The sequence below is a fragment of the Paenibacillus abyssi genome, assembly GCF_014640295.1.
Classification (GTDB): domain Bacteria; phylum Bacillota; class Bacilli; order Paenibacillales; family Paenibacillaceae; genus Paenibacillus_D; species Paenibacillus_D abyssi.
The window spans coordinates 85,911-99,659 of sequence record NZ_BMGR01000018.1 but is presented as its reverse complement, the minus strand read 5'-3'; the positions used below and the strand labels follow the sequence as shown (position 1 = coordinate 99,659).

The window sequence follows — 13,749 nt, the reverse complement described above, 5'->3', positions numbered from 1 at the left end:
TATCTGAAATTACTTGTGGGGTGAAATATTTCTGCGTATTCCTTGCTTATGATCCTTTCAATTCTCAAAAGAAAAAGACAGCTGCTCTAGATCGGGCTGATAAACTGAATTGCTGCAAGGAGGAGCATAGGTTATTTGGGGAGAGGTCGTCTCTCGGTGGTCAGCATTTGATGTTGTAGCCGTATCCCTGGACAACCCGTATTTCTGAAGCAGGTGATCCGCTCTCTCACGGAGCGAAGCTGCATAGTCATTTGGGGCATATGCGCCCGTGTATAATTTCTTATATGCGTGCAGCAGCTGTGGAAAATGCATGTTCAACACCCCCAAATACCATGCTTTTACGTCTTTTGAAAGACGCAGCGCCGATATCATCGCAAACTGCGCATGATGCGCTTTAGCCGAGGCAATCAAGCTTTCCAAATCTTCCGGAGAATCTGTTAGATAAGGAAGTACGGGAGCCACAAAAATACCGGTACGAATCCCGCTGTTAGTAAGCACGCTTACCGTTTCCAATCTTTTTGCAGGCAAGGGCGCAGCCGGCTCCATCTTACGGATGATCCGGGTATTCGTCGTGTTGATGCTTATATTGACGGACTGAATATTCATCTCCTTCAGCACATCCAGATCGCGCAATATGAGCGGGGAACGTGTTGTAATCGTCGTTGCGATCCGATATTTGGCCAGAACCTTCAAGCATTCCCTGGTAATAAGCGCTTTACCTTCAACAGGTTGATAAGGATCGGTCGCCGTGCCGATGTTCACTAACCCGATTTGCTGCGCTGCAGCTGATATATCATTATTGAATTTGCCGGCGTTTCTGGCGAGTTGGGCTTCCAGAGCCTCTGCGGCATTGGTCTTCAGTATGATATGATGTTGAAACTCGTCATTGGATTCCAGCCCGATAAACCGCTGAAAGGCTCTCGCGTAGCAAAAGCTGCAGCCATGGGCGCAGCCTCGGTAAGGGTTGATCGACCAATCGAACGGCATCTTCTCCTCGGACACCCGGTTTAACGTCTGTTTTGTCGAAATGCTGCTGTAGCTTTGCTTAGGCATGACGCCACCTCCATACACAAAAAACGTACATATGATCTGTTTATTGAAATATACCAAACAAACGTTCGTGTGTAAAGAGATGTAAAATTTTTAGGAATTGTCTCCATAACGATAAAAACCCCTCCGCTTGACAGCGATATATCCATAAGACGATGGACTCGGCTACATTCCGGCGGAGGGGATACGAATATCTTCAAGTCTTTATTAAGCGTTCAAATTACGATCCTCAGCGTACCCGATTGATCGCTCTAACCTTCGGACCAGCAATAAATAGCTAAGCATTGCGCCAATGGAGCACGCTGCAATGACCAGTCCGAGCGGTGCAGCCGACTCGCTGCCGCCCAGTCCCGCTAACGGAGAAATCGCGGCGCCGAAGAGCATGCCGATGACGCCGAGCAATCCGGCTGCGCTGCCGGCCGACTGCTTATGCTTCTGCAGCGCCAGCGACATGCTGGTCGTACTGATGATCCCGACACTGAAGACAGTCAAGAAAAGCGGTGGAATCACCCAATATAGGCTCGCTTTAAAAAGCAATCCAAGCAGCAGAAAGATTCCGGCGCCGGATGAAATGATCAAACCTGTGAGAAGCAAGGAGCGCTCCTCGAACCTGCTTACGAGCCGCGCTGCTCCCTGCGCCCCGAGAATAAATCCCGAGCCGTTCAGGGCAAAGAGCAAACTGAACGTCTGCGGCGTTACTTCATAGATGTCCTGCATAATAAAAGAGGAGCCGGAAATATAGGCAAACAGCCCGCCCATCATTAGCCCCTGCGTGATGGAGTATCCGAGCAGATCACGGCTCTGCAGCAGCCTTGTCATCGTCGACAGCGATTGGCTAAGCCCGCCCGTGATACGCGCTTGCTGAGGCAGGGATTCCGGCACTGAAATGATTACCGTGAATGTTATGCAGGCGCCAAACACCGCCAAGGCGACGAACACGCCCTGCCAAGACGTGAACAGCAGCAGTTGGCCGCCCACAAGCGGCGCAACGATTGGACCTGCCCCTCCAATCAGCGTGAGCAGCGCATAAAACTTCGTGAGCTCCGGCCCATCAAAGCTGTCCCTTGCGATCGCTCTGGCAATTACGAGTCCGGCCGCGCCTGCCAGCCCTTGCAAAAAGCGAAGGATTAAGAGTGCATTGATCGAAGTTGCTAACGCGCACAGCAAGGAGATGGCCACAAAGGTCGTCATGCCCACGATCAGCGGTGTTCGCCTTCCCAGCGCATCGCTGACCGGTCCGGCAATGAGCTGACCGAGCGCCAAGCCTACTAAAAATAACGTCAGGCTCAGCTGCGTAAATGAGGCGCTTGCCCCGAAATCAGCCGCCATATCAGGCAGTGCAGGCAAATACATATCGATCGAGAAGGGAGCAATCGCTGTAATGGTCCCCAGCACGATGCCCACCGCGAGCCTGGACTGAGGCTTGCCCGTCAACGCCTGTGTTCTCATCCATTCCTCGATTCAGCCAAACCAATCGCTTCATGCAGTTCCTTCACCACTTCCGGCGATACGCCGAAGAACGGCAGGAACGCAGCGGCGGTTCGCATCGGCATTCCGATCATGATCGGGAAGAACGGACTGCTCGACTCGACATTCATTTTGGCAAAAATCGGCTTGATGCGGTCCGCATAACGGTCGTCCTCCAGCCAATCCTTCAGGTCGTGTAGCAGTGTCAAAGGTTCCCGGACCTCCTCCTGCGAGGCAAAATTCACCTTTCCGGTCAAACGAATATTGCGGGAGGAAGCGCCGACACCAATGACGAACTCGCCTGATTCCACCGCAAACCTCCCAAGATGCTCGGCATAGTGGGCAAAGGCGCGTTCGCCGAGCTCGATGAGCACCGTCTTCGTCTCTCCTGCGGCAAGCTCCACCTTGCAGAATCCTTTCAGCTCCCGGAGCGCTTTGGGCACGGAGGACTTGACGTCCTGTACATACACCTGTACGACTTCTTTCCCGACACGGGTCCCCGTATTTGTGACATCCACTTTTACTTGAAGCACGTCTCCATTCGTCAAGCTTGCCTGCGACAAGACCAGATTGGAATATTCGAACTTCGTATAGGACAGACCGTATCCAAATTCATATTTCACGGGGAGCTTTCGCGTATCATAGTGCCTGTACCCGACAAAAATGCCCTCGCTGTATGCCACTTGGCGAATATCGCCAGGGAATGATACATACGACGGGTTGTGCTCGAGCGCCACCGGGAAGGTCTCGCTTAATCTGCCGGACGGGTTGGAATCCCCGAACAATACATTCGCGATCGCCGTGCCGCCTGCCTGGCCGGGTAGCCAAGCGTGAAGAATTGCTCTGGCCTTCGGTTCGAAACGCTCGAAATCGACGGCGGAGCCGCTATGGTTGACGACAATGACGTTCGGATTGACGGCTGATACCGCTTCGATCAATCGCAAATGGCTTTCTGGAAGACTCAAGTCCATCCGGTCATAGCCTTCGCTTTCAATCCGGTCTGTCGTACCGACGAATAGGATGACCGCATCCTGACCCTTCGCTGCTTCGACGGCCTCTTGAAGAAGCGCTTCCGAAACCGACTCATCCTCATACCCCGCACGATATTGAACCTCAGCGAATTTTGAGATCGCTTCCAGCGGAATGTCCAGCTGCGCCGGGTTCATATGGGAGCTGCCTCCGCCTTGAAAGCGCGGAGCCTCGGCGAATTTGCCCAGCACTGCGACCTTGACTTGCTTCGGAAGCGGAAGAAGCTGGCTTTCATTCTTCAGCAGCACAAGCGATTCCTCCGCGACGCTCCTCGCGATCGTATGGTGCTGCCCCAGGTCGACCGAAGGAACTTCGCGTTTTTGTTCGATCACGCGTTTCACAACGTTCAAGATCCGGCGGACGTGATCATTCAGCTGGTCGTCCGTTACGAGGCCATTCTTGTACGCCTCGAATACTTCCCCGTTTCGGTGTCCCGGGCCGGGCATTTCCAGATCAAGACCGTATTGGACGGAAGCGAGCTTGTCGATGACTGCGCCCCAGTCCGACATGACGAGGCCTTCAAAGCCCCATTCCCGCTTCAGCACACCGTTCAAGTACGCGTCGTTATTGCCCATTTGGACGCCGTTAACTTTGTTGTACGAACACATGACAGTCCATGGTTCTGCTTCTTTCACGACCATTTCGAACGGCAGCATATAAATTTCCCGCAGCGTGCGCTCGTCCACCTCGGAGCTGACGACCATCCGGTTCTTCTCCTGCTCGTTGGCAACGAAATGCTTGATCGAAGTGCCTACGCCGCCGGATTGAACACCTTGCACGAAGGCTGTCCCCATCTTGCCGGTCAAATACGGATCCTCGGAAAAATATTCGAAATTGCGGCCGCCAAGCGGCGATCGCTTGCCATTCAAGCCAGGCCCGAGCAGTACCCCGACCCCGAAATACTGACACTCTTCCGCCATGACGCGGCCGGCGTCGCGAATGAGCTCCTCGTTCCAGGTTGCTGCCATAGCCGCTTCGTTCGGAAACGCGGTAGCGGGCTTCGTATGCTGTGTTTCCATATCCGTGAGGCGTACCCCGTGCGGGCCGTCGGTGACGACGACAGACGGTACGCCCAGCCGTTCGACCGCTTCAGTCGCCCAGAAGGATTCTCCGGCAAGCAGCCTGATTTTCTCTTCAACCGTCATATCGCTGATAATCTGTTCAATATTCATGGAAATCCTCATTTCATTTGATTTTTTTATCGCTGTCCGTAATTCAGCGCAAGCTTCGCAAACATATCTTCCAGCGTAAACCGCGGATCGACGTAATGATACACGCGGACCATTCTCTCCTTCTGATCGTGAACGTAGTACATATCCTGCGTAATGCGTGGAGCCGACATATATTCATATCCGTATTCGTGGTCGTCCAGGAGCAGGCTGATCGCCGGCGAATCGCCGAGCGACCACATCTCCCCCTTCGGCCACTGCGGGTATGTCATCGAATTGTTGAAATCAACCAGCTGTTGATACAAGTAGTCCCCGATCGCGCCGCAGGGCTTTACCTTGTACATGAGCTCAGCGAGGCTTACGCGCATTGTGCTGTATACGTTCCGGGGCACCTGCCAGAGCTCGATGTCCGAATCGAATACCACATTGGCCGCGTAGATATCATTGAACAGATTATATTCCCAGCCGCCTTTGGGATACATTTCTCCACCGATCCAGATAACCGTCACTTTCCCTGCGATGCTTGGCTCCATCAGATAAGCCGTTGCCATGTCCGTTAACGGCCCTAGAAATACGACGTACAGCGGAGAAGGATCATCTGCGAGCGCCTCACGCACAATCGCCTCCGCCCCCTCCGACGGTTCCGGAGACGATTCGTCGGCGAGTGGATTGACGGCGCCTTTATACACCGGCACTTGTCCATCAAGATCCATTAAGGACAGCACCTTCCGGATCTCATCATAGCTTTGCTGCATCGTGTTTTCCCGGCCCATCATCTTCGCCGTCGTTTCGAACTGGGCGGCAATGATGCCTTTAATTTTAAACCTTGGCGTGAGCAGAGCGTGAACGATGGCGAACTGGTCGTCCGCCTCGTTCTTGGCATCCGAATTGATCATCAACCGGATTTTGCGCCACTCCGGTACGTCAAAAGGCAGTTTCATCCTAAATTCACTCCTATAAGTTAATAAATGAATACATAATCGCCCGATCCGGCGGATAGGCTTACTCCCGTGTCCGTCTGCATCGCTTCAGCGATGCCGTCCGCTTCCGCCAGCGCCTTCCCGCCTTCTGTGACGACATCCAATAACGCATCAGGCAGGACAATATCGGCCGCCGCATTCACCGGAATTGAAACCCGGATCTCCATGCGTCCGTTCTCCAGCTTGCTCCAGCGGGAGCAAACCTTGCCATACATCGTATCCAACCGGCCTTCGGCCCACTTCAGCCCGTCACCCGGCTGCGGCCGGATCATCATCCGCTTATAGCCCGGACCGCTCTCCCCGGTATTGATCCCGGCGACCACACGGTACAGCCAATCGCCGATCGCGCCGTACGCATAATGATTGAACGAATTCATCTGGTCGCTCCAGAACGTGCCGTCTTCCTTTATGCCGTCCCAATGCTCCCAAATCGTCGTCGCGCCTTTGGTCACCTGGTACAGCCAGGATGGGAAGTCCTGCTGGAAGAGCAGCTTGTAGGCAATTTCATTCAAGCCGAAACTGCTAAGCGCATGGTTCAGATAAGGCGTACCTACAAAGCCCGTATTGAGGTGGAAGCTGTTGTCCGCGAGCAATTTCTCCAGCTTCCTTACCGCTCTCTCCTGGGCCTGCCCTTCCAGCAGCCCGAATGTCAGTCCGATCACTTGGGCTGTCTGCGTCGGCACGGATAACCGTCCTGACGGCGTGACGAACTCCTCCGTGAACGCTTTCTTAATGCCTGCATACAGCTCCGCATAACGCGCCTCATCCTCCGTCCGGCCGAGCACAGCCGCCGTTTTCTGCAGGATCGAGGTGGATAGGGCGAAATAAGCCGTAGCGACATAATCTCCGTCCGTGGCCCCGATGAAGGCGCCTTCCTTCGCGTCTAACGCCAGCCAATCCCCGAACTGAAAGCCGGTGTTCCAGAGGAATTCATTGTCGCCTTGACGACGCATGTATTCGACCCAAGCCTTCATGCTGTCATACTGCGTTTCCAGAATTCTCTTATCTCCATAACATAAATAGATCGTCCAGGGGCAAATGACGGCGGCGTCGCTCCATGCTGCGGCCGACGTCGGATTGGCAAAGACCGGTTCGAGCGTCATCTTCGGAAGCACGTTCGGAATGACAAATGGCACGCCTCCGTCTTCCCCTTGCTCCGCCTTCAAATCGCCCAGCCATTTGGTGAAGAAAGGGGCAATATTGGCAAGGTATCCTGCGGTGCGGATGAAAATCTGCGCGTCGCCGGTCCAGCCGAGCCTCTCATCGCGCTGCGGGCAGTCTGTCGGCACGTCGAGGAAATTGCCCTTCATTCCCCAAAGAATGTTGTGCTGCAATTGATTGACGAGCGGGTCGGAGCAGGTGAACTCACCGGTGATGTCCATATCCGAATGGAGCACGACACCGGTAAAATCCTCGAGCCGCACCGTCTCGCCGAATCCGATCAAGCGGATGTAACGGAAGCCCTGGAACGTGAAATGAGGCTCAAACGTCTCCTCACCCGAGCCCTTGCACACGTAACGGATCCTCTGCTTGGCAGCTCGAATGTTGCCGATGTAGAAGTTTCCTTCGCGGTCAAGCACTTCCGCGTGATGGATCTCCACCTCACGGCCGCCCTCTCCCCGCACCGTAAACCGGACCCATCCGACCATGTTTTGACCCAAGTCGATCACGGTATCTCCGTCCGGCGTACGCAGCAGCGCAACCGGCTTAATCTCTTCGATCTTCCGTACCGGAACATTCTCCTGCGCGATCAAGAGGTCCTTTCGACGCTCCAATGTCTCCGCGCGGCTCCAATCGGAGTCGTCGAAGCCAGGAAGACACCAGCCACTAAGTTCCAACCTAGCATCGTACGTTTCCCCATGGTAGATATCCGACATCAGGATCGGACTACCCGCGGCCTTCCAGCTCCCGTCGGTGACGATCACCTGCTCCCGGCCGTCCTCGAATGCGATATGAAGCTGAAGAAGCAGAGCGGTCCGGTCGCCGTACAGCGCTTTATCTCCAGCCCAACCCAAATGCCCTTTATACCAGCCGCCCCCGAGCAGCCCGCCGAGCGCATTATCGCCAGGGGTAAGCAGCTCCGTCACATCGTACGTCTGATACTGCAGGCGATGGTCGTAGCTGGTCCAACCGGGCGCAAAATAGGCGTCGCTGACTCGCCGTCCGTTAAGCTCCAACTCGTAAACACCGTGCGCAGTAGCATATACTCTCGCAGAACGTACCGCGCCGTCCACCGTAAACGTCTTGCGGAGCAGCGGCACCCGCTCTGAGTCCGCCGGGAACGAACCGGTCGGCGCGGCGATCCACTCCGCGGACCATTCGGCGTGATCCAGCAGACCCATTTCAAAGTAAGCAATCTCCGACCATCCTGTGGTTTGCCCTTTTTGATTCCATGCCCGAACCCGGTAGTAGTACCGCCTTCTCGATTCAATATTCATACCGTTGAGCTCAATATGGACAGACTGATCCGATTCGTTAACTCCCGAATCCCACAACATATCATTGAAGGTTTCGTCAGTGGCGGTCTGAATCTGATAGGCGGTTTGGAGGATCCCCCTACCGTCAGCTTGAAGCTTCCAGCTAACCCGCGGCTGGCGCGTGCCAAGCCCGATCGGATTTTCGAAATATTCGCATCGCAGTTCGCTAATCGTGAACATGGTTATCCCCTTTCCAATGACCAAGCTGTAAACGAAGCTTCAATTTCAATAACGAAAAACAGCGCACCCCACGGTTAGATGGAGCACGCCATAGATTCTGCTTGCTTATTGCGCGCTGGCTGCTGCCCAAGCATCGATCTGCTTTTGCTTCTCGGCCATGATCTTCTCCAGACCTGCCGCTTTAAGCTTATCGTTGAATTCATTAATGACGGATGGATCCAAGGTGCCCGATTCAAGGCCGACGCGGTATTGGCTTAAAACGTTGTTTGCGGCTGCAATTTCCGTTTTCACCGGATCTGCGTTAAAGGAGAAGCCAAGCGCTTTGGAGAATTTCGCCGATTGGTTAAATTCCTTTGTCAGTTCCCAGATTTGCGGATCTGTGCCTTCCCATACATAAGTAAGGAAATTGTTGCCGATCTGCCATTGGTTGAACTGGTAGCTCGATTCACTCACGCCGTCCGGCTTTCTGATCGTGTCGTCTTCGTTCATCACGTAATGCTTGCCTTCGATACCGTTAGCGAGCAGATTCATCACATCCGCATCGGTATATAACAGATTCATCAGCTGCATTGCGCGTTCCGGATGCTTGCTGTTTCTGGCAATGGACATCATGAAACCGTTCCCCGCATTGGAGATGGACACCGGCTCGCTCAAACGGACGCCGACCATTTCCATACCGATGATGTTGGTCTCCTGCTGTTCAAAGCCGGGCTTCATGTTGGAGAAATAACCGAACGCTTTGCCGGCTTTCACCAGGCTTGTGCCAAGCTCCTGCGTGGTCGCTGCGTCCTGTAAAATATAACCGGCCTGATACCATTTTCTCGCCAGCTCTACCTTCTCCTTAAAAATATCGGTTTCGAACAAATTGACGATTTTCAGCTCCGGATCGTCGAGGAGCAAACCGCCCAGATGATCCCCCAAATGATCGATGTGAGGATACATCATCATAGCAACAACGCTTTGACCTTGGCTGCCCTGCACGAGCGGAGTCAACTCCGGTTCGTTCTGCTTGATCGTTTCAAAAATCGGCTCCAAATCCTCGAAGGTCTTCACGGCGGAGAGATCGATATTGTGCTTGTCGACGATATCCTTGCGCATCACCATGCCGTAATCCGCCGCGGTATCCCGAATACTCGGCACACCATAATTTTTCCCGTCAATCTTGGTGCCGTTGTAGATCGCCGGATCCATTGTGTTCTTAATTTCCGGCCCGTAAGTTTCCAGCAGCTCATCCAGCTCGACCAGTTGCCCCTTGGCCACTTGAGCGCTGTAATTGAAGAAGGATGACGTCACGATCAGATCAAGCGGTTCGTTGCCTGCGAGCAGCAGGTTAGTCTGTTGATTCCAAGCTGCGACATCGATCGGCATGAGGTTAACGGTCGCATTGATTTTTTCTTTCGTAATCTTATTGATTTCTTCCTGTACGGAGCCCATGTCCGCCATATTTCCGATATTCAGGAACGCCATTGTCAATTGGACGGATTCGACGTTTGATGCTGCCTCGCCGTTCCTCTCAGCTGTTGCCGAGTTGCCTGATTCGTTCGATGAACTGCAGGCCGCCAGCATCAGAGACAGGATAAGCAGGATGGAAATAAAACCTAACAATCTTGATGATCTCATACGCATTTTTCCCCCTATAATTCCTTTTGATTTATTTACCAACCGGATACCGGAGTAACCGGGAATGGTTAACCTTTGACTGCGCCAATTGTAAGCCCTTTAACGAAGTATTTCTGGAAGAATGGATATACCATGATGATCGGCAGAATGCCGACAACCGCCATCGCCATCCGTACGGAGTTCATCGGCACACTGGCTGCCGCCTGCGATGAGTTGCCTCCAAGGTTGTTCTGCTGCAGGAACTGAATGTTGGTCAGCATCCGGTTCAGCAGATTCTGGATACTGAAGAGCTCAGGCTTCGTAATGTATATGAGACCGTTAAACCAGTCGTTCCAATACGAGATCGTCAGCATCAAGCCGATCGTCGCAAGGATCGGAAGCGACAACGGGAGCACGATGCGATAGAAAATTTTGAATTCCGTCGCCCCGTCAATATAGGCGGATTCGATGATCGGCACCGGAATGGAGGTGCTGAAGAACGAGCGGATCAGCAGGATGAAGAAACCGTTCGTTAACAAGCCTGGTATGATCAGTGACATTAACGTGTTCTTCAGATGGAACACTTCCGTATAGACCAGATACGTGGGTACAAGTCCACCGTTGAACAGAAGGGTGAAGAAGACGAGGAACGATAACACCCCGCGCATTGGCATATCCCGTCTGGAAAGCGGGTAAGCCAGTAAGGCCGAAATGAGCAGGCCGACGAATGTGCCAATGACCGTAATCATAATCGTAATGCCGTAAGCGCGGAGCAGAGCGGTCGACTCATTCCATAGATAGGTATACGCATCAAGGCTAAGCATTTTGGGAAATAAGCTGTAACCGTCCCGCACAATGGATTGCTCCGCTGTAAACGAGGCCATGACTAATAATAGAAAGGGAAACAGGCAAAGGCTGACGAGTACGATAAAGATCGCATGGACGAAGCCCTGATTCATATAGTTTTTGTTCATAATTGTGTCTACTCCTTCCGATTAGAACAGCGCTTGATCGCGGTTTTTACGACTAACAATATAGTTCGCAACCAAGACCAGGACAAATCCGACTAGCGATTGATACAGCCCGGCGGCCGAGGACATTCCGATATCGCCCAGCGTCATAAGGCCCCGATAAACATAAGTATCGATGACATCGGTGACCGGCTGCAGCGGTCCGGAATTCAGCGGCACCTGGAAGAACAAGCCGAAGTCCGAATAGAAGATGCGTCCGATTGCAAGCAGCGTCATAATCGTGATGGTCGGCATAATAAGCGGTACCGTGATGCTGCGGATTTGCTGCCATTTGCTGGCGCCGTCGATGGTAGCCGCTTCGTAATATTCATGATCGATGCCGATGATCGACGCCAGGAAGATGATGCACAGATAGCCGACATTCTTCCATATATTAACGAAGGTTAAGATATAAGGCCAGTACTTCGGCTCGCTGTACCACGAGATCGGATCGATTCCGAGCATCGGCAGAATTTGTTTGTTCAGGAAGCCGCTCTCCACGCTCATCATTGACAATCCCAGATAACCGACAATGACCATGGAGATCAGGAACGGGAGCAAAATGATGCTTTGGTAGAAACGGGACAGCAGCTTGATCCGAACCTCGTTCAGCAGGATGGCCACCGCGATCGCTAGCACCGTATTGATAAAGATGAACGATCCGTTATACAATATCGTGTTTCGCGTAATGATCCACGCGTCCGACGTTTTGAACAGATATTCGAAATTTTTAAAGCCAAGCCAATCGCTGCCCAAGATCCCTTTGGCGTAGTTAATGTCTTTGAACGCGATAATGACGCCGAACATCGGCAAATAGTTGTTGATGATCAAATAAAGCATCCCTGGAATGATCATAATGAACAAGGCGCGATACCGTTTTAAAGTTTTCCAGAACGCGCTCTGCTTTTTCACCCGTGCCTCCGTATCGGCAACCGGCATATCCACTTTATTCGCTGCTTCCACATCGTTTCCTCATTTCCTTTGTTGATATCCTCATTGTACAGACATCTTGGATATGCGAATAACCACGAATACGACTTTCGATTTTTGTTTTTCCGACTTTTTGATGCAGCAGCAAGACGGCAGATGAGAAACGGCTGACGCCATTCTATGAAGAGTCATCGTCAAAAAAGCCGACCAGCACCTGCGCGTCTGGTCGGCTTATCGGAAGGCTGCCACCGGTCAAGACCGGGCTTGCCTGCGAAAATCGCCCGGGTTCATACCCGTAGCCTTCTTAAAAATCGTAGAAAAATATGATAGATTGGAGTAACCCGATTCCAGTGCGATATCACTGACCAAACGGTCGGTATTGACAAGCAGCAGTTTGGCGTAATCGATGCGCTGCTGCTGCAGATAGTCTGAAATCGATATCCCCGTTTCTTTCTTGAACACGCGCGACAAGTAGTCTGGATTCAAAAATACATGGCTTGCGACATCCTCGCGCGAGAGCTCCTGCATGCCGATTTGCTCCGAGATGAACCGCTTCGCTTTCTCGACAATCGAAATATTTCCTTCCAAGGAATGAATGTGGTTCATGGCGACTTCCATTACATATTGCACCCATTCCTGAAGCGCCTGCACGGATCGCAGAACGCTCTGCGGCGTTTCCGTCAGCAGGCTTTGGGAGAATACTTGATTCGCCTGCAGCCCTTTCGTTTGTAATATAAAAAACACCATCTGCAGGAAATCCTGATAAAACCGGTGCAGCAGAGAAGCATCTATGCCGTCCCGGGCTTGATTCCAGCCATTCAAGTACGCTTTGACTTCCGTCTGCACCTTCTCCTTGGCGCCTTGCTTCATCCAATCCGCCCACTTGGCAAGAGGCGGCAGTTCAATCAGACAGCCGCTTTTCTGCGTATCGTTATAGAGAAACGCTTCATTTATACAGGTAACATTGTTCGCATCCATCTTCTGCAGCGTCTGCAGCATGTCCGACAATTGATGCATGTAAACGGGCTTTCCGATATAACAGCATAAATCGCAGGCGAAATATTGATGGCAGGAGTTAATGTAGTCCTGCGCGCCTTCCCTCCAAACCTCCAAGTGCTCCGCAGCGCCGGACGGAGCGATGAGGAGAAGTCCATCGATCAATGGGATGATTGCGGCATCCGGATTGTTGTCGTATATTTTCTCTTCGGCCGCATTCCGGAGCGCATATTCCATGATTTTCTCTTCCCGCTGGGATAGCGGTTTGTACCAGCGCTGCACCCGGATATAGACGGGTACGAAATACTGGTACGTATTGTAGGATAAATTATGGGAAGCGGCCTGTTCCGCGATTTTCTCCGGATTCGAGGAAATCTTCTGTTCGATAAGGTCAGTCCAGAAGCGTTCCTTCAGCAGCGGGCGGTGCGACGCCCACAGCTTGGCATAATGCTTGTACGTCTCCTCGAAAGATAACATCTCCCGGTCTTTGCGCACTTTATCGAGCGCCTTTGCAATAACGCATTCAAGTTCCGTATAATCGACCGGTTTGAGCAAATATTCGAAGCTCTTTAAATGGATCGCCCGTTTGGCGAACGAGAAATCGGAATGACAGGTCAGAAAAATCGTTTCCGTCATCGGATGATGCTCCCTCACCCATTCCAGCAGCTCCAGTCCGGAGCCCTGCGGCATTTCGATATCGCAAATCATAAGATCCACGGCGTTCGAGGCAAAAATGTCCTGGGCCTGTTTCTTGCTGTGAGCCGTCAGCACCCGGGAAATGCCCGAGTGCTCCCAATTCACGCCGGCAGCGAGGCCCCGTACGGCATGAATCTCATCATCCACCAACAGTACTTGATGCATC

Annotated in this window: 9 protein-coding genes; all 9 read right to left on the bottom strand. The window is 52.6% G+C overall.

The window, feature by feature from the left end; translation table 11 throughout:
- Nucleotides 1–57 precede the first annotated feature (57 nt).
- Nucleotides 58–1,053, bottom strand: coding sequence for an SPL family radical SAM protein (locus tag IEW11_RS22050; RefSeq protein ID WP_188533243.1), 996 nt, complete (start codon nucleotides 1,051–1,053; stop codon nucleotides 58–60).
- A gap of 204 nt (nucleotides 1,054–1,257) precedes the next feature.
- Entirely contained in the window at nucleotides 1,258–2,499 is a 1,242-nt protein-coding gene (locus tag IEW11_RS22045; protein WP_188533242.1) for a multidrug effflux MFS transporter, read from the bottom strand.
- A complete protein-coding gene (locus IEW11_RS22040) occupies nucleotides 2,496–4,718 on the bottom strand; it encodes a glycoside hydrolase family 3 C-terminal domain-containing protein (protein ID WP_188533241.1) in 2,223 nt (740 codons plus the stop codon). The genes IEW11_RS22045 and IEW11_RS22040 overlap by 4 nt, the downstream gene beginning before the upstream one ends.
- 26 nt (nucleotides 4,719–4,744) lie before the next feature.
- Complete coding sequence (locus IEW11_RS22035; protein ID WP_188533240.1) at nucleotides 4,745–5,656, bottom strand: nucleoside hydrolase; 912 nt, start codon at nucleotides 5,654–5,656, stop codon at nucleotides 4,745–4,747.
- Between the two features lie 20 nt (nucleotides 5,657–5,676).
- The gene (locus IEW11_RS22030; protein ID WP_188533239.1) at nucleotides 5,677–8,352 is read right to left on the bottom strand and encodes a family 78 glycoside hydrolase catalytic domain; all 2,676 of its coding nucleotides are present in this window, start codon (nucleotides 8,350–8,352) and stop codon (nucleotides 5,677–5,679) included.
- Nucleotides 8,353–8,457: 105 nt separating this feature from the next.
- A complete protein-coding gene (locus IEW11_RS22025; protein ID WP_188533238.1) occupies nucleotides 8,458–9,972 on the bottom strand; it encodes an ABC transporter substrate-binding protein in 1,515 nt (504 codons plus the stop codon).
- Nucleotides 9,973–10,040: 68 nt separating this feature from the next.
- Nucleotides 10,041–10,925 (bottom strand): carbohydrate ABC transporter permease, encoded by an 885-nt coding sequence (locus IEW11_RS22020; protein WP_188533237.1) that lies wholly within the window; start codon nucleotides 10,923–10,925, stop codon nucleotides 10,041–10,043.
- 21 nt (nucleotides 10,926–10,946) lie between these two features.
- Nucleotides 10,947–11,900 carry an ABC transporter permease gene (locus IEW11_RS22015; RefSeq protein ID WP_229725567.1) on the bottom strand — a complete coding sequence of 318 codons (954 nt, stop codon included), beginning with the start codon at nucleotides 11,898–11,900 and terminating at the stop codon, nucleotides 10,947–10,949.
- Between the two features lie 243 nt (nucleotides 11,901–12,143).
- Nucleotides 12,144–13,748, bottom strand: coding sequence for a helix-turn-helix domain-containing protein (locus IEW11_RS22010; protein WP_188533236.1), 1,605 nt, complete (start codon nucleotides 13,746–13,748; stop codon nucleotides 12,144–12,146).
- Nucleotide 13,749: the final 1 nt, after the last annotated feature.